Source organism: Arthrobacter sp. KN11-1C (assembly GCF_052180225.1).
Classification (GTDB): Bacteria; Actinomycetota; Actinomycetes; order Actinomycetales; family Micrococcaceae; genus Arthrobacter.
On record NZ_CP197467.1, the window covers coordinates 3,021,821 to 3,044,345 of the forward strand.

General features: G+C 64.3%; 23 protein-coding genes. 15 read left to right on the forward strand and 8 right to left on the reverse strand.

The features are described 5' to 3' along the window. The first annotated feature begins 193 nt into the window (after positions 1-193). Entirely contained in the window at positions 194-496 is a 303-nt protein-coding gene (locus tag ACSBOX_RS14180; protein WP_442543014.1) for a thioredoxin family protein, read from the forward strand. On the opposite strand, the gene ACSBOX_RS14185 is transcribed toward ACSBOX_RS14180, so the two are convergent. After that, a complete protein-coding gene (locus ACSBOX_RS14185) occupies positions 493-1,575 on the reverse strand; it encodes a LacI family DNA-binding transcriptional regulator (RefSeq protein ID WP_442543015.1) in 1,083 nt (360 codons plus the stop codon). The two genes, ACSBOX_RS14180 and ACSBOX_RS14185, sit on opposite strands and share 4 nt — an antisense overlap. Positions 1,576-1,720: 145 nt before the next feature. On the opposite strand from ACSBOX_RS14185, the gene ACSBOX_RS14190 reads away from it, so the two are divergent. The 5 genes from ACSBOX_RS14190 to ACSBOX_RS14210 all read left to right on the forward strand — a co-directional run bounded on the left by ACSBOX_RS14190 (position 1,721) and on the right by ACSBOX_RS14210 (position 6,466). Continuing rightward, positions 1,721-2,602 carry an ABC transporter substrate-binding protein gene (locus ACSBOX_RS14190; protein ID WP_442543016.1) on the forward strand — a complete coding sequence of 294 codons (882 nt, stop codon included), beginning with the start codon at positions 1,721-1,723 and terminating at the stop codon, positions 2,600-2,602. A gap of 74 nt (positions 2,603-2,676) precedes the next feature. Continuing rightward, positions 2,677-3,465 (forward strand): amino acid ABC transporter permease, encoded by a 789-nt coding sequence (locus ACSBOX_RS14195; RefSeq protein WP_442543017.1) that lies wholly within the window; start codon positions 2,677-2,679, stop codon positions 3,463-3,465. Beyond that, positions 3,462-4,238, forward strand: coding sequence for an amino acid ABC transporter ATP-binding protein (locus ACSBOX_RS14200; protein ID WP_442543018.1), 777 nt, complete (start codon positions 3,462-3,464; stop codon positions 4,236-4,238). Before ACSBOX_RS14195 ends, ACSBOX_RS14200 begins: the two co-directional genes overlap by 4 nt. Next, on the forward strand, positions 4,238-5,281 hold the full coding sequence (locus ACSBOX_RS14205; RefSeq protein ID WP_442543019.1) for a Gfo/Idh/MocA family protein: 1,044 nt from the start codon (positions 4,238-4,240) through the stop codon (positions 5,279-5,281). The genes ACSBOX_RS14200 and ACSBOX_RS14205 overlap by 1 nt, the downstream gene beginning before the upstream one ends. A 63-nt stretch (positions 5,282-5,344) precedes the next feature. Further along, entirely contained in the window at positions 5,345-6,466 is a 1,122-nt protein-coding gene (locus tag ACSBOX_RS14210; RefSeq protein ID WP_442543020.1) for an NAD(P)/FAD-dependent oxidoreductase, read from the forward strand. A gap of 394 nt (positions 6,467-6,860) precedes the next feature. Here ACSBOX_RS14210 and ACSBOX_RS14215 read toward each other — a convergent pair whose 3' ends face one another. After that, complete coding sequence (locus ACSBOX_RS14215; protein WP_442543021.1) at positions 6,861-7,187, reverse strand: hypothetical protein; 327 nt, start codon at positions 7,185-7,187, stop codon at positions 6,861-6,863. A 723-nt stretch (positions 7,188-7,910) separates the two neighbouring features. On the opposite strand from ACSBOX_RS14215, the gene ACSBOX_RS14220 reads away from it, so the two are divergent. Both ACSBOX_RS14220 and ACSBOX_RS14225 read left to right on the forward strand, forming a co-directional pair. After that, entirely contained in the window at positions 7,911-8,927 is a 1,017-nt protein-coding gene (locus ACSBOX_RS14220) for an SDR family oxidoreductase (RefSeq protein ID WP_442543022.1), read from the forward strand. Then, positions 8,924-9,241 carry a hypothetical protein gene (locus tag ACSBOX_RS14225; protein ID WP_442543023.1) on the forward strand — a complete coding sequence of 106 codons (318 nt, stop codon included), beginning with the start codon at positions 8,924-8,926 and terminating at the stop codon, positions 9,239-9,241. The genes ACSBOX_RS14220 and ACSBOX_RS14225 overlap by 4 nt, the downstream gene beginning before the upstream one ends. Positions 9,242-9,248: 7 nt before the next feature. On the opposite strand, the gene ACSBOX_RS14230 is transcribed toward ACSBOX_RS14225, so the two are convergent. Next, the gene (locus tag ACSBOX_RS14230; RefSeq protein ID WP_442543024.1) at positions 9,249-9,734 is read right to left on the reverse strand and encodes a MarR family winged helix-turn-helix transcriptional regulator; all 486 of its coding nucleotides are present in this window, start codon (positions 9,732-9,734) and stop codon (positions 9,249-9,251) included. An 82-nt stretch (positions 9,735-9,816) separates the two neighbouring features. Here ACSBOX_RS14230 and ACSBOX_RS14235 point away from each other — a divergent pair, with 82 nt between their 5' ends. The 6 genes from ACSBOX_RS14235 to ACSBOX_RS14260 are packed head-to-tail and all read left to right on the forward strand — an operon-like array spanning position 9,817 to position 17,259. Further along, positions 9,817-10,272 (forward strand): hypothetical protein, encoded by a 456-nt coding sequence (locus tag ACSBOX_RS14235; RefSeq protein ID WP_442543025.1) that lies wholly within the window; start codon positions 9,817-9,819, stop codon positions 10,270-10,272. Then, positions 10,269-10,919, forward strand: coding sequence for a gluconate 2-dehydrogenase subunit 3 family protein (locus ACSBOX_RS14240; RefSeq protein WP_442543026.1), 651 nt, complete (start codon positions 10,269-10,271; stop codon positions 10,917-10,919). Before ACSBOX_RS14235 ends, ACSBOX_RS14240 begins: the two co-directional genes overlap by 4 nt. Then, positions 10,916-12,544 (forward strand): GMC family oxidoreductase, encoded by a 1,629-nt coding sequence (locus ACSBOX_RS14245; protein ID WP_442543027.1) that lies wholly within the window; start codon positions 10,916-10,918, stop codon positions 12,542-12,544. Before ACSBOX_RS14240 ends, ACSBOX_RS14245 begins: the two co-directional genes overlap by 4 nt. A gap of 2 nt (positions 12,545-12,546) precedes the next feature. After that, on the forward strand, positions 12,547-14,340 hold the full coding sequence (locus ACSBOX_RS14250) for a thiamine pyrophosphate-requiring protein (protein ID WP_442543028.1): 1,794 nt from the start codon (positions 12,547-12,549) through the stop codon (positions 14,338-14,340). Continuing rightward, on the forward strand, positions 14,340-15,458 hold the full coding sequence (locus ACSBOX_RS14255) for an enolase C-terminal domain-like protein (protein ID WP_442543029.1): 1,119 nt from the start codon (positions 14,340-14,342) through the stop codon (positions 15,456-15,458). Before ACSBOX_RS14250 ends, ACSBOX_RS14255 begins: the two co-directional genes overlap by 1 nt. A gap of 4 nt (positions 15,459-15,462) precedes the next feature. Beyond that, positions 15,463-17,259 carry a glycoside hydrolase family 15 protein gene (locus tag ACSBOX_RS14260; protein ID WP_442543030.1) on the forward strand — a complete coding sequence of 599 codons (1,797 nt, stop codon included), beginning with the start codon at positions 15,463-15,465 and terminating at the stop codon, positions 17,257-17,259. Between the two features lie 96 nt (positions 17,260-17,355). On the opposite strand, the gene ACSBOX_RS14265 is transcribed toward ACSBOX_RS14260, so the two are convergent. Genes ACSBOX_RS14265 through ACSBOX_RS14275 form a run of 3 tightly spaced genes read right to left on the reverse strand, consistent with a single transcriptional unit; the run spans position 17,356 to position 20,637 of the window. Continuing rightward, entirely contained in the window at positions 17,356-18,189 is an 834-nt protein-coding gene (locus ACSBOX_RS14265) for a glycosyltransferase (RefSeq protein ID WP_442543031.1), read from the reverse strand. Next, positions 18,176-19,558 carry a PIG-L family deacetylase gene (locus tag ACSBOX_RS14270; protein ID WP_442543032.1) on the reverse strand — a complete coding sequence of 461 codons (1,383 nt, stop codon included), beginning with the start codon at positions 19,556-19,558 and terminating at the stop codon, positions 18,176-18,178. The genes ACSBOX_RS14265 and ACSBOX_RS14270 overlap by 14 nt, the downstream gene beginning before the upstream one ends. Continuing rightward, a complete protein-coding gene (locus ACSBOX_RS14275; RefSeq protein WP_442543033.1) occupies positions 19,552-20,637 on the reverse strand; it encodes an acyl-CoA dehydrogenase family protein in 1,086 nt (361 codons plus the stop codon). Before ACSBOX_RS14275 ends, ACSBOX_RS14270 begins: the two co-directional genes overlap by 7 nt. A 469-nt stretch (positions 20,638-21,106) precedes the next feature. On the opposite strand from ACSBOX_RS14275, the gene ACSBOX_RS14280 reads away from it, so the two are divergent. Then, positions 21,107-21,508: a hypothetical protein gene (locus ACSBOX_RS14280; RefSeq protein WP_442543034.1), complete on the forward strand. Its 402-nt coding sequence runs from the start codon at positions 21,107-21,109 to the stop codon at positions 21,506-21,508. A gap of 70 nt (positions 21,509-21,578) precedes the next feature. Here ACSBOX_RS14280 and ACSBOX_RS14285 read toward each other — a convergent pair whose 3' ends face one another. Together ACSBOX_RS14285 and ACSBOX_RS14290 are read right to left on the reverse strand one after the other, a co-directional pair. Continuing rightward, positions 21,579-22,136 carry an Hsp20/alpha crystallin family protein gene (locus ACSBOX_RS14285; protein ID WP_442543035.1) on the reverse strand — a complete coding sequence of 186 codons (558 nt, stop codon included), beginning with the start codon at positions 22,134-22,136 and terminating at the stop codon, positions 21,579-21,581. Between the two features lie 88 nt (positions 22,137-22,224). After that, positions 22,225-22,380, reverse strand: coding sequence for a hypothetical protein (locus ACSBOX_RS14290; protein WP_415985452.1), 156 nt, complete (start codon positions 22,378-22,380; stop codon positions 22,225-22,227). Positions 22,381-22,525: the final 145 nt, after the last annotated feature.

Sequence of the window (22,525 nt, forward strand, 5' to 3'; positions counted from 1 at the left end):
GACAGTTTTGCGAATACTCTCGGCAAGTCCCCCCGGAGCATGGGAGAGACGTCGACGACCGCGATCTCAATTTCCGTGCGGACGATTTCTCTCTCACTCGCTTGCTGATATCCGATTGCATAGGTTCCAATGGTGGATGGTTCATCCTTGGGCATCCGCAGGGCTTTTTCTTGTGAACGCGGAGAATACTCACATGAGGATTGAACTGCTGCACATCAACGAGTGCCCGAACCCGGACGAAGCAGCCCGGTGCCTCGTGGCGGCTCTGGCCGCTTTAAACCATCGAGGAACCACAATCCACATGCGCTTGATCGACTCTTTGGAGGACACCATCGGAACCGGCTTTGCCGGTTCCCTAACGATCACGGTGACTCATGCCCTGATGGTCATCACCAAGAACGGTGTACCCGCGGCTACGGGTGGAACCGTATTTGCTTTCAGGGTTCGACCGCTGCCCTGGGTCGGTCCCAGGTTTCCCCGGTCCCCGGAGTGTTAGCTATGGGTCTCCGCTGTCCGGCGCGTCCCTACGGATCCCCGGCGGACCAGGGTCGCGGTGAACTTGGGTGCGGGGGCCAGAGGGCGTAGGCCTTGGATTTGGCGGATCAGTGCCTTTGCCGCAGCCACGCCCATGTTGTAGACGGGTTGGGCAATGACCGTCAGTGGCGGGCTGGTCAGCCGGGTCCAGGAGAAGTCGTCATACATCAGGAACGAGACGTCGTTGGGGATCGAGAGGCCCAGCTCCTGTATGGCTTCGACGACGCTCAGCGCGATAAGGCCGTCAGATGCGACGATGACGGTGGCCGGCTCCGGCATGAAGAGGACCTCGCGGGTGATTTTCCGGATGGATTCTGTGTCGCCGGCGTTGAGGCGCACCAGGTCCTCGGGGAAAGCCGATCCGGCCTCGAGAAATGCCCGGTGCATGCCTTCCAAGCGCTCGGAGATCTGCGAGGAGTCCAGAACCATTCCTGCCCGGTACGGAGAGTCGGTCTTGAGGGTGGAGACAAAGGCGATCCGGCGGTGGCCGGCCTGGAGGAGATACCGGGTGGACTCGTAGGAAATCCCGGTCATGCTCACTGCGATGGTCTCAACGTCCAGCCCCTCGGCTTTTCGATCCAGGAGCACCAGGGGCCGCCCGGATTCGTGAACGTGCTGTAAATGTTCTGTTTCAACAGACGACGCCGGCGCCACGATCAGTCCGTCCACGCGCTTATCGAGCAGGACCTGAACCGCCTCGATTTCCGCGGCTAATTCCTCGTCAGTGTTGATCAGGATGACGTTGTAGCCGCTCTTCTTGGCAGTGTCCGTAATGCCCCTCGTTGCGAGTCCGAAGTGGGGGTTCTCAATGTCGCCCACCACTACCCCGATCGTGTTGGATCTCCCCGTGTTCATGCTGCGGGCCAGCTCGTTGGGCCGATAGGAAAGCTCCTCTGCTGCCGCAAGAACCCGGTCCCGGACTTCTTCGCTGACAGCCCCGTAATTTCCCAGTGCCCGTGCAGCCTGGGCCTTGGACACCTGCGCCGCCTTCGCGACGTCGGCGACGGTAATCTCGCGTCGCCTCGAACCGTTGCTGCTCATGCATGCCTTCCGAAGGGGCCTTGACGGCCAGTGTGGCTTGGGTTACATTTTTTGCAACCCCTTGTGAGTCCGGTCTCAATCCTAATCACTGAGACCGGACTCAACAAGAGGAATTCCACAAGGCTTTTAGGCCGCTTCGCTTCTCATGATTGGAAAATTTGCTGTGATTAAACGACTGAACTTCCGCTCGGGGGTGATCGTTGCGGCTGCTGTCGCAGCCCTCCTGGCGCTGAGCGGGTGTGGCGGATCGACCCCGGCCTCGTCGTCGACGGCTGGAAACCCTTACGGCCTCATAGAACCTGGCACCATCCGGGTGGCGAGCCTGGGAGATGCCAAGCCCTATACCTTCACGGATGCCACCGGAAACTTCACAGGTTTCGACGTCGAACTGTTCAAGGATGTCGCGCACCGCGCCGGAGTGGACAAGGTCGTCTTCACCGGACAGGACTTCTCGGCGATCCTGCCGGCCGTCGCCAACGGCCAGTTCGACGTCGGGGTCGCGGCCATCGGCATCACGGACAAACGCAAGCAGACCGTGGACTTCTCCAACGGCTACCTTGCTGGCTACCTGACCGTCCTGACGACCAAAACCTCCGGGATCAAGAGCGTCAACGACCTGGCCGGCAAGCGCCTTGGAGTGGTGCAGGGCACCCTGCAGGAAGCCTATGCAGTGAAGAATTTCCCCACCGCAAACCTGGTGCGCTTCCCGGACAACAACTCCGCGATCTCTGCAGTGAACAGCGGCTCGGCGGACGCACACTTCCTCGACTACGAGGCCGCAAAGTCCTACGAGCAGCAGTTCGGCCTGGTCAGCGCCGCCGACATTCCCTCCTTCGACGCACCGGCGGGCTTCGCCCTGGCCAAGGACAAGACCGCCCTCAAGGACGCCCTGAACAAGGGACTGGCCGCGGCAATGGAAGACGGCACCTGGGAGAAGCTCTACCAGAAGTGGTTCCCGGGCTCCCCGATGCCTTCCCAGTACCTGCCCAAGGCCGAGCAGACCGCCAGCCCGGCGCCCAGCAAGTAGACCACCTACCAAGTAGGCGGGCGGACCGCAGCCGGTCCGCCCGCCCACCAGCCACCTAAGTCTGAGAGCAAACCATGGACTGGTTAAGCACCATCACACGTACATTCTTCGATTTCGGCGCAATGGCCGAAGTCCTGCCGCAACTGATCGGTGTGGGTCTCCTGAACACCCTGATCATTTCAGTGTCCGCCACCATCATCGGCGTCGCACTCGGCATGGTCGTTGCCGTCATGGGGATCTCATCCTCCACATGGCTGCGCGTCCCTGCCCGAATCTACACCGATCTGTTCCGGGGCCTCCCGGCCATCCTCACCATCCTGCTGATCGGCCAAGGCTTCGCCCGCCTGAGCCAGTCGATCTTCGGCCCCTCCCCCTACCCGCTGGGCATCATCGCGCTGAGCCTTATCGCCAGCGCCTATATCGGCGAGATCTTCCGCGCCGGCATCCAAAGCGTCGACAAGGGACAAGGCGAGGCGTGCCGCGCCCTGGGCATGAGCTACGCCAAATCCATGCGGCTCGTGGTGGTGCCCCAAGGCATCCGCCGGGTGCTCCCGGCCTTGGTGAACCAATTCATCGCCATCGTCAAGGACTCCTCCCTTGTGTACTTTCTGGGCCTGCTGGTCAGCGAACGCGAACTCTTCCGCGTGGGCCAGGACGCGGCCGTGCTGTCCGGCAACCTCTCGCCGCTGGTCATGGCCGGTGTCTTCTACCTCGTGATCACCGTCCCGCTGACCCACCTCGTGAACTACTTCGACAGCCGCTTCCGCACGGGCCGGCGTCGTCCGAGCGCGCCGAGCAGCGGCCTGAAGGAAGTCACAGAACTCGACGCGGCATCGCCGCTGATCACCGGGAGCAACACATGAGCGCCAGTACCAGCACCAACAACACCGCCGCCGGTGTCCAGACGTTCCACGGTTCCAGCCTGGAGCTAAGAAGCCTGACCATGGCGTATGGGGACATCGAGGTGCTGCGCAACGTCAGCCTGAACGTTGCGCCCGGCACCACCACGTGCATCATCGGCCCCTCCGGATCCGGAAAGTCGACCCTGCTCCGTGGCGTCAACCGGCTCCACGAACCCAAGAGCGGTGATGTCCTCTTGGCAGGTGAAAGCGCGCTAAAGGTCAAGCCGGATATCCTGCGCAGCCGTATCGGCATGGTGTTCCAGCACTTCAACCTCTTCCCCGACCACACTGCCCTCGAGAACGTCGCCTTGGCACTCTGGAGCGTCAAGGGAATGTCTAAGGCCGCAGCCAGGGAACGTGCCCACCGTAGCCTCGCCGAAGTCGGGCTCGCCGAACGCGCCGACCACCGCCCCCGGGACCTCTCCGGCGGCCAACAACAACGCGTCGCCATCGCCCGGGCGCTGGCCATGGAACCGGAGGTCATGCTCTTCGACGAAGCCACGAGCGCCCTGGACCCCGAGCTCGTCAAGGGCGTGCTGAACCTCATGGCCGGGCTGGGAGGGCGCGGCATGACCATGCTGGTTGTCACACACGAAATGGGCTTCGCCCGGAAGGTCGCCGACCAGGTGGTGTTCATGGATGAGGGTGAAGTCGTGGAATCAGGCACCCCCGCCGAGCTCTTCGACAACCCGCGCAGCGAACGGCTCCAGCGATTCCTCTCGGAAGTCCTGTAATGGCGAACGCTGGAGCGGCTCCCATCCGGACCGCCGTCGTCGGATTCGGGGTCTCCGGAAAAGTCTTCCATGCGCCGCTGATCGCCGCCGACCCCGGCTACTCACTGGACGTCATCGTGACCGCTGACCAAGGGCGCGCTGCGGAAGCGACCAGGCTCTACCCCACCGCACGTGTTGTCGGGACACCGGAAGCACTGTTCGAACTGGCGCCCGACCTTGATCTCCTGATCTTCGGCACTCCCCCGCTCACGCACTTCGACCTCGCCGCTACCGCGATCGCCCACGGCCTCCATGTGGTGGTGGACAAGCCGTTCGTTACGACGTCGGCTCACGGTGAAGAGCTCATCGCCAGAGCCTCGGACGGCGGCGTGCAGCTGACGGTGTTCCAGAACCGGCGGTGGGACGCCGACTTCCTGACCCTCCAGAAGATCATTCGTGAAGGTTCCTTGGGGGAAGTCCGAAGCTACGAATCGCGATTCGAGTGGTGGCGTCCCGAAGGGTTCGGCAACTGGCGGGACACTGCTTCCGTGGATGAAGGTGGCGGGATCCTCCACGACCTCGGTTCCCACTTGATCGACCAGGCCATCCAGCTTTTCGGTCCCATTGAAGATTGCTACGGCGAGACCGCAAACCGCGGTCGCCATCCGGAACGTGCCGATACCGAGGCCTTCGTGTCCCTGCTCCATGACTCCGGGGTGCGGTCCAGGTTGTGGATGAACGGCATGGCGGCCCAGGTAGGACCGCGGTTCCACGTCCTGGGCTCGAAGGCCGGCTACACCAAGTGGGGACTGGACAGCCAGGAGCCCGCCCTCGCGGCCGGAATGCCGCCGTCGGATCCCGCCTACGGCGTTGAGCCACGGAACTCATGGGGCGTCCTGGGAACTGACATTGCCAAAGAGAGTGTCCCCGCCCAGGCGGGCGCCTACCCCCGGTTCTATACAGAACTCACGGCAGCCATCCGGGGCGAGGGGCCGATTCCGGTCGACCCCGTAGAGTCCCTCGAAGTCCTGAAGACCATCGACAAGATCCGCGCCGTCGCCTAGCCACACAGCGACACAAGTCCCTGCGCAACCTCAGCGCCCAAATACGAATAGAAAGGGAGACCCATGTCCTCCATACCTTCCACCAAACGCGTCGCCGTCATCGGCGGCGGCATCCTCGGCGTCTCCACAGCGGTGCACCTGCTCCGCGAAGGTGCCTCCGTGATACTCCTGACCGAACGCGGTCTGGGCAGCGAGGCCAGCGGCCGATCCCTCTCTTGGCTGAACTCCGCCGGGCAACGCTCCACCCCCTACCATCAGCTCCGGGTGGCCGGCGTGGACCGCTACCGCACATTATTCGCCGCGGACCCCGGCCGTGAATGGCTGCAGTTCGGCGGCGGCCTCACTTGGAACGCCGCCGGAAAGGGCGCCGTCACGGAAGCCCGCCACGCGTACGAGACGTCCATTGGCTACAACTCCCGGCTCCTGACGCCCGAACAGATTTCCGCAGCGACTCCCGGCATTGATCCCGATGCCGTGCCGGAGAACGCTATTTTCAACCCCGGCGAGGGCTGGGTCAGCCTTCCGGACCTGATCGAATTCCTGATGGAGGAATTCCACGCCCGGGGCGGCGAACTCATCCTCAACGCCGGAAAGGTTTCCGTGATGGTCGATGCAGGCCGGGCCGCCGGCGTCGAAACCGCCGCAGGCGGGACCTACGAGGCCGACGCCGTCTTGGTCGCCTGCGGTGCCGCAACGCCTGACGTCGTCGCACCCCTCGGCGTCGATATCCCCAACGGCTCCCCCGTCTCGATGCTCGTGTTGACCAAAGCCGTGGACCACGAGCTGAAGGCCGTGCTCAACACCCCGCGTGCCGCAGTGCGGCCCAACCCGGGCAGTACCCTCGCCCTGGACCACGACTGGTACGAAGAGCACATCACCGAACACACCGATGGCTCCTTCAGCATCCCCGAAGACATCGTCCAGGAACTCGCCGACGAAGCGTCCAAACTCATCGCCGGCAACCCCGAACTCAAGCCGGCATCCTGGAAGATCGGCTACAAACCCATCCCGGGCGACGGAGAACCCGTCCTCGGCGAACTCGACCACGTGCCCGGCTGTTTCGTGGCCTTCACGCACTCCGGAGCCACGCTCGGACTCATCGCCGGCGAACTGCTGGCGGGCGAAATACTTACCGGCAGCAAGCACCCCATGCTCTCCACCTTCCGTCCCGGCAGGTTCTCCTAAACCGTCTGCAGGCAGGGCCCCACAGCGGCCCTGCTTGCCAACCGGGTGCCGGCAGGGCGTGAGCCGCTATGGAGGAAGACCATGCCACAGTCTTTCCAGCACCTTAGGCGCCAGCTGAGACAATACCGGCATCTAATGAGCGCCGTCACGACCGCCGCGGTCCTGATCGATCCAGTCGACCAGACGGAATGACCCGCGTCGGCACGTCAGCGCCAGGCGAGGCCAGAGCGGCGTTCAAGCAGGAAGATGCCGCGCCGCTGAAAGGCTGCAGCGCTGCTGATGACAGCGCCAGAGATGGGTCTGGATCTATGGCAGCGGAGCGGACAGTGACCAGCTGGGCGGCAGACCCTGCGAGCGGGTCGGTCAGGTGTTCGTCTTACGGACCGTCCAACTTTTATACTGGGCCCTCGTCCGGGGACGGCGCGGCGCGGTTTTCAGGCAACTCTTTCCTAATAACAGGCAAAGCTGCGGTGTCGAAGAATCGGTATTCCCTCGTCGGAACGCGGACTGCTTTTCCGGCGGCCTCCGCTTTCTCGCGGATGAAATCTCGGTCGTCCCGGGAAAGCACGACCTGCCCGGTCGGGTCACACGGTATATTCTCGCGTGCGTCCTTGTTGACCTTCGCCGATATGGCGGGGGGAAGGACCGTGCACGCCGGATTCTCCAGAAGCCAAGTCCGGGTACCGGAATCGAGCCGGTCCCACTCGTCCTTGATGCTCACGCTCGTGAATGCCGCCTTCCTGCCCGAGGCCTTTCCGAATGAATTCCGTCCAGATTACCCCTGACTTCCGGCGGACGATAGCACTGGGACGTTGTGCCGCTTGGCGAAAGGCGAGTCGGACCTCGACGATGGCTTCCCCAGACCCCGTCCCCGCACATCGTCGGCCTGACTGTATGGTTGGAAAGTCCCGCCTGATCCCCCATCAGGCGGGACATTCCGTTCCAGAAGCCCCAGTCATGCGTAGACCCGGACACGTCCTTTGTTTTCGGTCGTTTACCGGACGGAGTCCAGCGAGCCGGACCGCGGTGTGGAAAGTGTGCTCGGGGCCCGGGACCTTCCGGGACCGAGGGCCGATCTCGCAGGAGGCAGCGGGGTAGGCCATTTCCCGCCGGATCCTCCGCGGGCACAGAAGACCAAGGAATTAGACGACAGCGCCTCAAGCAGCCCAGCTTTCCGCTCGCCAGAAACCAGACTGGACATCGGCCCTTGACCGGCATGTATAGCTACATTCCGGTCCTGCAACATTGGACCACCCACACCCTTTGTAGGTCATTTTCTATCCCGGCAGCCCTGACCGTAAAGTCAAAGTTCTAAGCCTACGTACCATTGCATGAGCGCAAGCATTCCGGCTAGATTGATGAATTAGTGGGGATCCGCGGCAGCTCCTCCGGCATCGGGCTGCGGGTGTTGACGCCGTTGCTGACACGCTAAGGAGTCACGTTCATGGATAAGACCGCACGCATTGTTGTCATCACAGGATCCAGCGGCGGAATCGGGCGCGCATCTGCGGTTGCTTTTGCCCGCCAGGGTGCCGTGGTCGCGTTACTTGCCCGCGGCCAGGCCGGCTTGGCTGGAGCCGCACGGGAGGTGGAAGCGGCTGGCGGGCGTGCGTGGACTTTGAGCGTAGATGTCGCCGATGCGGAGGCGCTCGACGACGCCGCCGGGCGGATCGAGCGCGAGCTGGGGCCGATCGATGTTTGGGTAAACGTTGCCTTCACCTCTGTCTTCTCCCCGTTTTCAGAAATCACCGCGCACGAATTCAAGCGTGTCACCGAGGTAAGCTACCTCGGTTACGTCTACGGAACCATGTCGGCTTTGAAGCGTATGCGGACACGGAACCGTGGAGTCATTGTGCAGGTAGGCTCAGCCCTCGCTTACCGGGGCATCCCGCTGCAGACCGCCTACTGTGGCGCCAAGCACGCGATTCAAGGATTCAACGAGTCTCTGCGGTGCGAACTGCTCCATGAATCGAGCGGCATCCACACCACCATGGTGCAGATGCCCGCAGTCAATACACCCCAATTTTCCTGGGTGCTCTCCCGTCTTCCGCATCACGCGCAACCGGTGCCGCCGATTTACCAGCCGGAGGTGGCCGCACGGGCGGTCGTGTACGCCGCGAACCACCCGAAACGGCGCGAATACTGGGTGGGCGGCAGTACCGCCGGAACCCTCATCGTGAACGCTTTCGCCCCCGCACTGCTCGACCGCTACCTCGCCAAGACTGGCTTCAAGGCCCAGCAGACCTCGGAGCCCCGAAGTCCGCAGCAGCCGGTGAACCTCTGGGAGCCCGCAGACAGTAGCAGGGATTTCGGCACGCATGGCATTTTTGATCGCAGGTCTTCCCGGCGCAGTGCCCAGCTTTGGGCATCCCAACGTCATGCAATGGTGGGTGCCGCCGTCGGGCTCCTCACGGCCGTGGCAATTGCGCGGGGCGCGTTCTTGCGGAGAGCAGAGCGATGAAGCCCTTGGAAGTTGTCCGGGGGGTCTACGGCATGTGCGAGCTTCTGGCCCCGGATTTCCTGACCGGCCGGCTGTTGGGCTCCACACCTGACAGCAAGGCCCGGACCGTCATCCGAATCCTCGGAGCACGGCACCTGATTCAGGCGGTGCTGACTGCCCGGGCCGGGCGTACTGCCCACCGCATCGGAGGCAGCGTGGACGCGGTCCACGCCGCGAGCATGGTCCTGCTCGCTGCGCTGGACGTCAGGTACCGGACGCCCGCGGCCGCCAATGCCGTCCTTGCACTTGTCTTTGCAGCGGGAGAGTACGAATGAGCTGCCGTCACCCGTCGAGATCAATGCTGAACCGGCCGTCTTCGGAGCCTTCGCCACCGTCCGCCGCCGCAAACGCATCCATGCCCACAGCGCAAACCCCGCGCAACTCCGCCGGCATCCGACCCATCACCGCGGCAACGGCCTTGCGGCGGTGTTCCAGGACCTTGTTGACCAGGGAGACACCCTCGGGGGTCAAAGACAAAGCCCGGTACCGGCGGTCACCGGGGTCATCGCGCCGACCGATCAGCCCCGCATTGACCATCCGCTCGCAGATACGCGTGGCATTGGAGGGATGCACGCCCAACTCCGCAGCGACCGCGCCGAGATTCTGCGGTCCGCGCGAGGCAATCATGACCAACACACGCAATTGCGGGCTCGTGACGATGTCCTCGACTTCCACGACCGACTGCGCCACGACCCGAAGCAGCACGTTGGCGGCCCGAAGCACCGCATCGATCTGGGCATCGGCGTCATGGTCTTCGATTCTCTCCACGAACCCCAGTATCACCCTGGTATTTGCGTGACTGCAATATTTGCAGCACTGCACCGAACGTGTCTGGTTGAGGAGGAACAGCATGAAACGTGAAGCCGAAGGCGAAGTGATCCACCTCGTCGATCGCATGGTCGGCAACGTGAAAGGGGGTCGCTTTGAAAAATCTCTTTCGGGACTCACAGCTGCGGGCGCACTGGTGACGGCGGCGGAGATCTACTTCGAACATGACAAGGCCAGCTTCGGGAACAAATGGATGTGGCTTCCCGTGGCGCTCGGCCCGGTCGGCGCGGCAGCCGGCATAGCGGGGGTCTTCAGCCGCAGGATGGCTAAAACTGCGTTGCCGATCGCAAGCGCGGCGATCGTCGCCAACGGATTGCAGGGAACCTACCTCCACGCCCGCGGCATCGCCCAAAAGCCAGGCGGGTTCTCCAATCTGCGCTACAACCTGGAGATGGGACCGCCCCTGCTCGCGCCCCTGCTGGTGACGCTTGTCGGCGGCATGGGGCTGCTGGCTTCAATACTGAGGCGAGAGAAATGAGTTCGCTTCCTCTGGACAAGGAGGCCGGGGGCGGCCGATACCCAGGTTTCAGCACCGTTGCCCAATCCGGCCATTGGGACAAGACCACCGCCAGTGTGGTCCTGGGCCGGCTCGCCCGGCCCGCCGACATCCGCTTCTTCACTCCGGCCGAAGAGGCCACGGCCAAGGCGCTGTTTGACCAACTGCTCGCCCAGCACGCCGAGCCCCGCATCCCGGTGGTCAATTTCGTCGACGCACGACTTGCTGAAAACCAGACGGATGGCTGGCGCTACGAGGACATGCCCGAAGATGGGGAGGCCTGGCGCACGTCGCTGTCGGCGCTGGACCGTGCAGCGGAGGAATCATTCAATCAATCCTTCGCAAACTGCAGCGACGAGCAACAGGCCGCCGTGCTTCAGGCCATCCAGGCCCTCGGCAGCTCGATGTGGCAAGGCATGCCGGCCGGACACGTGTGGGGGCTGTGGACCCGCTACGCCTGCACGGCCTTCTACTCGAATCCCTGGGTGTGGGACGAAATCGGCTTCGGCGGTCCCGCCTATCCGCGCGGCTACAAGAACCTAGGCGTCGACCGGCTGGAACCGTTCGAAGTGGCCGACGCGAGTCCGCAGGAAGACCCCGTGGCCCATGACGGAGGAGTCCGGCCATGAGTCACGTCCGGAACCGCAACGAATCGGCGTGGCTGCTTCCACCCGGTCCCGGCAGCAACCACCGCCTGCGCGATGACATGCGCACGTTCGATGACCGGGACGACGTGGACATCGTCATCGTCGGATGCGGCGCGGGCGGCTCAACACTCCTGCAACGGCTGGCCCGCGCAGGATGGAGGGCGGTAGCTCTCGACGCCGGCCCGTTCTGGGACCCCGATCGGGACTGGGTAAGTGACGAGGCAGGATCGCATCACCTGTATTGGACCGATCCGCGGGTGATCGGCGGCGAGGACCCCGTGCCGCTGGGATCGAATAATTCAGGCCGTGGGGTAGGCGGGTCCATGGTCCACTACGCCGGCTACACACCCCGCTTCCACCCCAGCGATTTCCGCACCTTCACGACCGACGGAGTCGGCGCCGACTGGCCCCTGGACTATGCGGATTTGCGTCCGTATTACGAAGACATTGAAGAGGAACTCCCGGTCGCCGGAGAATCCTGGCCCTGGGGCGATCCGCACCGGTACCCGCACCGCCCCCACCCCGTCGGAGGCAACGGTGAACTGTTCCTGCGCGGTGCCCGCGCCTGCGGCATCAGTGCCAAGGTCGGGCCGGTAGCGATCGCCAACGGTCGCTTCGGCAACCGGCCGCACTGCATTTACCGCGGCTTCTGCCTTCAGGGCTGCAAGGTGAACGCCAAGGCCTCACCCCTGATTACCCACATTCCGGACGCGCTCGCCCACGGCGCCGAAGTCCGGGCCGATTCGATGGTGACCCGCATCGGCTTCGACGAAAGGACAGGCAGGGCCACCGGCGTCCACTATGTCCGCGGCGGAAAGGAGCGGTTCCAGCGCGCCCGCACGGTCGCCGTCGCCGGCTATTCGATCGAAACACCGCGGCTCCTGCTGAACTCGATCTCAACGAGGTTCCCGCACGGCATGTGCAATGACTTCGATCAGGTGGGCCGGTACCTGATGGTCCAGGGCGCGCCGCAGACGGCGGGCCGGTTCGACGCGGAAGTCCGTATGTGGAAGGCTCCACCACCTGAGGTGAGCACCGAGGAGTTCTACGAAACAGATTCCACCAAGCCCTACAAGCGCGGATTTTCAATCCAGACCGTTTCGCCACTTCCCATCGCGTGGGCCGAACACGTAGCCGCCCAAGGGCACTGGGGCGCGGAGCTGCGTCGGTATATGAGTGACTATCCGCATTGGGCCTGCCTCGGGGCGCTGTGCGAATTTCTCCCGCTGGAAGGAAACCGCGTCACCCTGGCGGACGAAAAGGACCGCCACGGGCTGCCCGTCGCCCGGTTCAGCTACAGCCAATGCGAGAACGACCGGCAGCTGATGGGCGCCGCCCAATCCGTCATGGAGAAGATCCTGAAGGCCGCCGGCGCGGACGAAGTCATCACGATCAAACGGTACGCACATCTCGTGGGCGGAGCACGGATGGCCGCCGACGAACACCACGGTGTAGTGGACCCGATGTGCCGCACCTTCGCGGTCCCCAACCTGTTCATCACCGACGGCAGCGTGCTGCCGACCCAAGGAAGCGCGAATCCCGCGCTGACGATCATGGCAGTAGCGGCACGCGCCGCCGAACGACTAATCGCAGGAAAGGCAGATTGATCATGACATCACAGACGGTCGCAGACTACTTGCTCGCCCGGCTCCGCGAATGGGGCGTGGACAAGGTCTTTGCTTTTCCGGGGGACGGCATCAACGGTGTACTCGCCGCCTTCGGAAAAGCCGGAAACGAGCCGAAATTCATTCAGGCCAGACACGAGGAAATGAGCGCCTTCGAAGCGGTCGGCTACGCCAAATTCTCCGGAAAGGTCGGAGTCTGCATGGCCACCTCCGGCCCGGGCGCCATCCACCTGCTCAACGGCTTGTACGACGCGAAGCTGGACCACGTCCCGGTGGTGGCGATCGTCGGCCAGACGGCCCGCAGCGCCATGGGCGGTTCCTATCAGCAAGAGGTGGACCTGCTTAGCCTCTTCAAGGACGTGGCCTCGGACTACGTCCAGATGGTCACCGTCCCCGAGCAACTCCCCAACGTCCTGGACCGGGCGCTGCGGATAGCCCTGGCCAACCGCACACCCACGGCGGTCATCATTCCGTCCGACGTCCAGGATCTTGAATACACGCCGCCGACCCACGCCTTCAAAATGGTTCCGTCCAGCCTCGGCATCCGTTGGCCGGATATCCAGCCCGATGACGAAGCGATCCGGGGTGCGGCCGAGCTGCTCAACCAGGGAAGCAAGGTGGCCATGCTGATCGGCCAGGGCGCACGCGGGGCCGCGGCGGAGGTACGCGAAGTCGCCGAACTGCTGGGCGCAGGGGTCGCCAAGGCGCTTCTCGGCAAGGACTCCCTGCCGGACGACCTGCCGTACGTCACTGGATCGATCGGCTTGCTCGGCACCCGTCCGAGCTATGAAATGATGCGCGACTGCGACACGTTGCTGACCATCGGGTCAAGTTTCCCCTACACCCAGTTCATGCCCGAAGACGGGCAGGCCCGCGGCGTCCAGATCGACATCGATCCGGGCATGATCGGCCTGCGGTACCCCTACGAATTCAACATCGTTGCCGATTCCGCGGCCGCCCTGCGGGCCCTCATTCCGCATCTGGAACGCAAAGCGGACCGGTCCTGGCGCGCTGACCTTGAATCCAAGATCACCCGGTGGTGGGAAACCATGCACGCCGAGGCCATGGTGGAAGCCAACCCGATCAATCCCATGCGGCTGTTCTCGGAACTCTCCGACCGCCTGCCGGAGGACGCAATCATCACGGCGGACTCCGGCTCCTCAGCCAACTGGTACGCCCGGCAACTGAAGTTCCACGGGCAAATCCGCGGCTCCCTCTCCGGCAACCTCGCCACCATGGGGCCCGGGGTCCCGTATGCCATCGGAGCGAAATTCGCCCATCCGGAACGTCCCGTAATCGCCTTCGCCGGGGACGGTGCCATGCAAATGAACGGCATGGCCGAGCTCATCACCATCCACCGCTACTGGCGCGAGTGGGCCGATCCCCGGCTCATCGTGGCGGTCCTGCACAACGATGACCTGAACCAGGTTACATGGGAAATGCGGGCCATGGGAGGCGTCCCGTCCTTCCGTGAATCGCAGGACCTGCCCGACGTCGACTACGCGTCTTTCGCATCCAGCCTCGGGCTGCAGGGCATCAACGTCGACTCCCCCGACGAGCTCGGAGGCGCCTGGGAGAAGGCCCTCGCCGCGGACCGGCCCACCGTCCTGGATGTGCGCACCGACCCCGACATCCCTCCGATCCCGCCCCACGCAACTTTCGAGCAGGCCCTCAACAGCGCGAAGGCTGTCATGAAGGGCGACGACAGCGCCTGGGGCTTCATCAAGGAAGGAATCAAAACCAAGGCCCAGGAGTTCCTGCCGCAAAGGAACGATTGATGGCCGTGACCGATTCGACGCTTCGGCTGAAGTCCCTTGACGTATCGGCCTACACCGTCCCGACCACCACGCCCGAGGCCGACGGCACCTACGCCTGGGACGCCACCACCATGGTCCTCGTGCAGGCCACGGCGGGAGAGTGGACCGGCGTCGGCTGGACCTACGCGCCCGCGGCCTGCGCGGCATTGATCAGGGAAATTCTGGAGCCGGCTGTGGTCGGGCTCAATTGCTTCGACGTTCCGGCTGCGGCCGAGGCCTTGGCCCGGACCGTCCGGAACGCTTCACGCCCCGGACTGGCAGGCTACGCCATCTCCGCCGTCGACTGCGCCCTCTGGGACCTCAAGGCACGGATCCTCGGTCTTCCCTTGCACCGTCTCTTCGGCGCGGCCCGGGCGGTCGTGGATGTTTACGGCAGCGGTGGTTTCACCACGTATTCGGAGGAGCAGCTGCGCACCCAGCTGGAGGGATGGGCCGGTGACCAGCAGATCCCGCGGGTGAAAATCAAGATCGGAGAAGACCGCGGCACGAACACAGTCCGCGATCTCGCCCGGATCCGGCAGGCCCGGGAAACGATCGGCTCCGGCGTCGAGCTCTTCGTCGACGCAAATGGCGGCTACACCGCCAAGCAGGCTGTCCGGGTTTTCGAAGCATGCGCCGAGCAGGAGGTGGTCTGGTTCGAAGAGCCGGTGTCCAGCGATCATCTCGAAGGACTCCGCCAGGTCCGGCGATCCATCTCAGCCGATGTCGCAGCTGGCGAATACGGCACCACACTGTTCTATTTCCGGCGGATGTGCGAGGCCGGCGCCGTGGACTGCCTGCAGGTGGATCTGAGCCGGTGCGGCGGGTTCACGGAGTGGTTCCGGGCCGCTGCGGTAGCCGCAGCCCGCGGACTGGAGGTCTCCGGTCACTGTGCCCCCAACCTGACCGTCCCGGCGGCAGCAGGCACGCTGAATTTCCGGCACCTGGAGTGGTTCCACGACCACGTCCGGATCGAGGAAATGTTCTTTGACGGTACAGGCGACCCCGCCGGCGGTAGCGTCCGGCCCGGCGAGGACTGTCCGGGCAACGGACTCACTTTCCGTGCGCGGGACGCCGATAAGTACCGGATCCAGGCATAGTTAGGTGGAATCCGGCAAAGAATCCGACAGCAACGATCTCCTTTTTCCTGCCCAGGTTCTCCGCGAATACGCCCTGATCGGCGATGGTGAACGGGGCGCAGTGATCGGGCCGCGCGGAGACGTGGTCTGGATGTGTGCCCCGCAATGGGATAGCCCCGCAGTGTTCTCTTCCCTGGTGGGCGGTTCCGGCGTGTTTGCCGTGACCCCCCTGAACCCGCGCTATGTCTGGGGAGGACACTACGAGGACGGCACGCTGATCTGGAACAGCCGCTGGGTCACGACGGACGGGATCGTCGAATGCCGCGAAGCCCTCGCCATGCCCGGCGACCCCGCCACGGCAGTGCTGATGCGCCACATCCGGCTCATCTCCGGAAGCGCTCCGGTCCGGATCCTTCTTCAACCCCGTCCCGGCTTCGGCCGGCACGGCGTGGACGTCTCCAGGTCCGATGACGGCGTGTGGTCCGGTGACGGCGGCGGACTTAGGCTCCGGATCAGCGGGATGGGCCAAGCTACCGTGATCGACGGCATGCTGCGGCAGGACATTGGGCTTGAGCCCGGAGGGGAACACCACCTCGTACTGGAACTCTCCAGCAAACCGCTACCGTCACGGTCGCCTGAACCGGCTGATCTCTGGACCGCAACGGGGCAGGCCTGGGCCTCGTCGGTGCCTGCGATGGACGAGACGGTCGCGCCGGACGATGCGCGCCAGTCGTACGCGGTCCTGCGCGGGATGACGAGCTCGACAGGGGCCATGGTCGCGGCCGCCACTCTGGGCCTGCCGGAGCGTGCCGAGGCAAAACGCAACTACGACTACCGTTACGCCTGGATCCGGGACCAATGCTTTGCCGGACAGGCAGCTGGAGCGGGGGCGGCCACCGACCTGCTCGACAGCGCCGTCCATTTCGTCAGCGAGCGTTTGCTGACCGACGGGATCAACCTCAGGCCCGCTTACACCGTCACCGGCAGCAGGGTACCGGACGAGCACACACTCGAACTTCCCGGCTACCCGGGAGGCACCGACACAGTAGGCAACTGGGTCAACCAACAGTTTCAACTTGACGCCTTCGGCGAAGCCCTGCTGCTCTTCGCCACGGCCGCCCGCCACGACCATCTCGACAAGGAGCACTGGCACGCGGTCGGGCAGGCCGTGGCGGCCATCGAAGCAAAATGGGACGTCCCCGATGCCGGCATCTGGGAACTCGGGGACGAACGATGGACCCATTCCCGCCTGAGCTGCGTCGCCGGCCTCAAGGCCATCTCCCGCTATGCCCCCGCCGACCAAGCGTCGGCCTTGGACCAACTGGCCGGGCTGATCCTGACCCACACCGCGGCCACGTGCACGCATCCCAGCGGTAGGTGGCAACGATCAGCCGCCGACGACAGGATCGACGCGGCACTTCTTCTTCCGGCCATCCGCGGAGCCTTGCCAGCCCGCGACCCCCGCTCCCTTGCCACGGCAGAAGCGGTCAGAAAGGAACTCCTCGACGACGGATACGTCTACAGATTCAGGCACCGGCCCGGTCCCTTGGCCGATTCCGAAGGCGCCTTCCTCCTCTGCGGATTCAACCTGGCCCTGACGGAACACCTGCAAGGCAACATCACGGAGGCAATCCGGCTCTTTGAACGCAACCGGTCCGCATGCGGCTCCCCCGGATTGTTCACGGAAGAATACGACATCGAACAACGCCAGCTTCGCGGGAATTTTCCCCAAGCTTTCGTCCATGCCGCCATGCTCGAAACGGCATACCGACTCGCCGGTCCACCCACGCCCCGACGATCGTTCCAAGTCAATGAACAGTAACGACTGCAACGCACGAACGCGTCGCGGACCCGAGCACACGGTTTATAGGACCCACCGGTTTCGATTAGCGTCTCCACGCCAACGAGCTAATCGGTCTCAAACATCGAGCGCGGCGCTGGTCGCTACTGCTGCGTCCGGCGGCGCGGCCAAAGCCTCGCCCAAGCCGCGGAGGTAACCGGCGAACCCGTGGGGCGCCCTGCCGTGCAGGCGGCTGGAGGTGATGACCCTCAGGGTGTCCGTAGCCACCACGGCGCTGCCGGCGCGCCGGAGGCGCTCCGCCAGGATCCGGTCCTCGTGGAGGCTCACGGGCTCAAACCCACCCACTCGGAGGTAGTGCGAAGCACGCACGCCGAAGTTCGCCCCGAACACATGCGGGTGGTTCTCGGCGAAGCGATGCCTGTGTGCCCACGCGTTGAGCAGGCCCTTGTCCAGCTCATTGGGGTTCGGTTCGACGGTGCCCAGTACTGCGTCCGCCCCGGCCTCGGCAAGTTCGACTTGGCCGCAGAGCCAATGCGGTGGAACCACGGAGTCGGCATCTGTATTGGCCAACCAGATCCGCTCAGGGGCGGCGGTTGTGGCGGTGAGGGCGGCGCGGATGCCGGCCGCCCTGCTGGCCCCGGCACTGTGCAGCCGAACGTCGAGGAGGCTGAGGCATCCGGCGGGGCTGGCGGCGTCGACGACGGCTTCTCCCGTGCCGTCGTCGCACGAGTCCAACACCACCACTACGCCGATGTCCACGCCGGGCCGGGCCGCTCGCAACTGGGCGGCGGCCCGGCATATGGCGCGGATCGCCGGGGCGATCCGCTCGGCCTCGTTACGGGCCGGCACCACGACGGCGACATGGGCGATGCTGCCATCGAATAGTCCACCGCGGGCGGGCGGTATTCCAGCGAGGGGCCGGTTGCCGTCCTCAAGCCTAAGCGCGGGCATCGGCGCTTCCAGGCGCGGCCGCGATGAACGTCTCAAGGATGAAGTCCCTCTCCCGGTAGACCGCGGCGGACGGCCAGGGCAGCCTCCCCCGCGCGGCCGCATGGACGCTGTCCCCATCCAATGACCAGCCAGAAATAGGCCGGCGCCAATGGCACATCGCCAACGTCCCGCCCGGCAAGAGGGAATCCACCGATTTGTCGAGCACGGCGTCCAATTCGGCGGCCCCCAAGTAATAGCCCACCTCGGAAATGACAATGAGGTCGAACCGGCCATCGGGCCACTGGGTGGGCACCGTCATGTGCGCCGTCGTGACCCCGGGGATATCGGCAAGCCGTGCCTCCGCCGATGCGAGTGCCTGGCCGCTCGCATCCACGCAGAGAAGTTGCTCGCAGCGCTGGGCGAGTTCCGCGCTGAGCACTCCAGTGGAGCAGCCCAGTTCGAGTCCCCGGGCGTAGCGCGGCTTGGGCAGCGCCGCCATGGTCAAGGTGCGTTTTCGCTTCTCGTACCAGCTGCTCGAATAGTCCCAGGGGTCGCTGGACGCAAGGTGTATGGCGTCGAAGACGCGCTCCGCGTCGGCAGCAGTGTTGGTGCCTGAAGGAGGAGTCCACGCAAAGGTCTCCCAGCTCCGTCGGAAGTGATCGACGAAACCCTCTTGCAGGAGTGCTTCGTCACCAGGCTGACCTGACAGCGGTTCCAGTTGTGAGCGGTGGGCCTGCAACGCCGCGGACTTGGCTTCCCGGCCGCCCGCCGTCAGATCCGACCGCACCCAGCGACGCCATCGCTCGTCAGCTACATCGGCCCAAAGCCAATACCAGATCGGGTATTCGAGGAGCCCGTAACCTTCTTCTTTGGCGAGCTGCGCGGCAACGGAACCGGCGACGTCATGATCGGTGTGGCCGTCTGCCCGGAACGGCGCCACCAGTACGACGTCCGACGGCGGGCAGCCGCCAGCAGCGTCCCGAACGGCAGCATTCAGGGCATCGCAGATCGCCGAGCGGTGATGTCCAAGCTGGCCGTCGGGGAGCCGGAGGAACGTCCAACGGCCCCCCAGTCCGAGCTCCGCCATCGCATCCTCGAATTCCCGTAGCCTGAGCGTTGCCAGTTCGCCAGGAGCGGTAGTCGGAGAGTACGGGTGCGAGGCCTCGCCCGCGCTGCACAGCACCACCCTGATAGCGGCGCCCAAGTCCGCCAGGCGGCTGATGAGGCCTCCGGCACCGAGCGTCTCGTCGTCGGGATGGGCAGCGAGCACGACGACGGTCCGCCCGGCCAGTTCGGCATCGTCCAGCGGGAGCTCGGGCAGCGAGTCCGCCCCCGCCCTCAGCCACTCGTCCTCGGCCGTGCCTGCATCGGCATGTGCAAAAGTCACCATGTGCTTGCGCCTTTCAAGACCAAGGAACCGAGCTGGGCGTCGTCGCGCTGGCCGTGATGCTGCCGGACGTAGAGGCGAAGATCGGAAACCCGCTTAGCATGCCGCTCATCCCGGGCAAGCGGGGCCGGGCCAAGGTTCTCTCCGACGGTTTCCTGAATCCTTTCCACGATCTCAGCCACGTTTCCCCTGACTCGCAATGCGTGCGCCCACGCGCCGTTGCTGTCCTCGTTATCGCCCAAGGTGCCACCGTCGATCGCCGCCGCCGCGCCGCGGAGCAACTCAAATCCGGAGGCGAGCAATCGGTCCGCTTCGCCAAGGCCCGAGAGCGCGATCTGGTCCGGGTCCCGCCGCGCCAGGGCATCCTTGAACGTTCGCAGCAGTCCGACGGCGCCGCCCAACCAGCAAGCAGCGACGCCGATGCCTCCCCAGGCAAAACCGGGTCGTTCGAAATACCAGCCGGGCTCGCCGACGGGAACAGCAGGTACGTCAGCGAATTGCACCGTACCGCTGGGAATTTCACGCAGGCCGTGGCTAATCCAGGTCGATTCCTCGACCTTCACTCCCTGGGAGTGTAAGTCGACGGCGAATGCCTGGCGACTGCCCGACTGCGTCTTCGCGGTGATGACTGCGTGGTCAAGGTAGCCCGCCAAGGAACACCACGGCTTCGAGCCGGAAAGGGTTACGTTGGCCTTTGGGGGTGCGGATTGCCCGGGGTCACGCGCCTCGAGAGCGTGGCCCGGCCCCTCGGCGGCGAACACCCCCCATGTTCCCTCGAAAAGGGCCAGCTTTCCCGCTTGTTTCAGAATTGCGCCGGCGTCCAAGTGCGGTTCGAAGACTCGCGCAGCGGCGACGTCGACTGTGGCCAGCGACGCCAGGATCTCCCACAGCCGGACCGTCTCGCCTTCGCCGGGATCCGGCGTCGTCTGGCCTGTCACCTCCGCCAGCGCCAGCAACGCGGGGACGTCGCCTATCCGCTCTTCGGTCTGCGACAACAGTCGCTCGACGTCGTCAGGCAGTGGAGCCTTCCCAAGCCGCACGCCTTTGCTCGTCTTGTCATTGCCCGGGCGGTGCATGTTCATGTCTTCCTCCGCATCACCTCGACCAAACCATTTCCCGTATAATAGTAAGCAGCCTTATTATCAACTGGCCAGCAAGCCGCTTTCTCCAGGGAGCACTAGCGTATTAGTCAGCATGCTGACTAATCTGGTTTGGAGGCGCCGGAACCGCCGGCCCGCTGGCCCCTGGGAGGCATGATGAGTGCGCACGACGAAATCAGCAAGGCAGTGGAGAACGCCATGGAAGACCTCGCGGGGACGTCAGAACCGACCGACGACGGTCACGTACCAGAGCCCGGAAAGCCTGGAGAGCCCATCAAAGTGAATTCCTCGGTCAGTGAGGCCACAAACGCGTCAGAAGCCGAACGCGAAGGCCCCGCCACCGATGGCTCGTCACCCGATGGAACCTCAACTGGCCCCCGTGAAGCCGACTCACAGACTCCTCCCGTGAGTCTGCATGCAGCTGATGTTGACCGGAGCCCCAGGGTGGAAGGTGTCACCGCACAAGCAGCTAGGAGTCGCCCTCCTGGGCCAGCTGGCCTTCCGGAGCATGACCCACAGGACGGGACGTCCGAGGCCCTCGAATCCGACGAAGATCCTTCTGTCGGTATGGGCAGAGGCTGAGGGAAGTCTTCCGCGGAAGATGGTGACCGTGATGCAGACAGACCCCGAGCTCGAACCCGAAACAACCGTCCGTTCAGTGACCGTGGAGGCGTCCAGCACCCACCCGGAGGACTGGGGACGGGCCACGGCCCTTGCCCTGACCCAGCTGATCCAGGAAATCATCACCACTACCGGAACGGACCCGTGCCGTGATCCCGAGGGCCTGGATGTCTCTTTGCACATTAAGGCCGTGCCCGAAGGTGAAGCCATCACTGTTAGTTGGCGCGGCTGAACTGCGGGTGCGCGTTTGCTGCGCGGTCGAAGAATCGCCGGCCGATGCCTATGGTCCCTTTCCTCCCGAATCAGGACGTGGAGTCCTCCTGCGGTGTGTCCGGGTGCTGTTGATCGCCCGGGACAAACTCGGCCTTGGAAGGCAAACTGTCTTCGCGCGTGGCACCCATGGTTTCCGTGGCGGGGGTGTCGGTGCTACGAGCGGACGAGCCGGTTGTATCCGTGCGGGTTACCCGAACTTTCCGTCGGGGCGTGCTCTGCTGTCCGGAGAGGGGAACGCGAACCTCGAGGATCCTGCTGCTGTAGGAAGCCAGAATGTCTTCCTCGTTGACCCCGCTGGGCATCCGAAAACTGCGAGTGAACTCGCCGTAACGAAATTCGGACCGGTAATTAGCCTTACTTTGGTTCGCCGACACTTCTTTTCGACGGGCCTCAATGGTGAGCGTGTGGTCCGAGATGGATATGTCGATGTCCTTTTCCGGATCAACGCCAGGAAGCTCTGCCCGGATGACCATCGTGGCGCCATCGCTGAACTCCTCGACCCGCAGCCAGGATCCTGTATCTCCCTGTAGGAAGCGGCGTACCGGCTCCGGTACATCGAAAGGCACGTGCCGCAAGAAATCGCTCATGACTATCCTCCACTGTTATGCGCCTCCGGCAGGCAGGCACCAGTCCGGACTTGCGGGAGGCTCTGGGTGATCAGCGCCTGATCGGGGCTTAGACCCTTCGGCCACGGTTGACGAAGAACATGATCACAGCGACCACAAGCAGGATCGGAGCGATCCACAACAAGAAGCCGACAGCCTTCACGGTGCCGCCGATGATGAACAAAACGATCGCGATAACAGCCAGGATCCACAGCAACGCGCTCATTACCATTACCTCCCAAATTGTCTTCTCGAACAGCCCCTGATCGGCGGCTGGCCCCAATCTACTCTGCGCGGAACAGCGTTTCCAGTGATACGCTCCGGGCCTGGACGAGCCGTTGCGCGGTATGGTTCACAGAAGGCGTGAATGG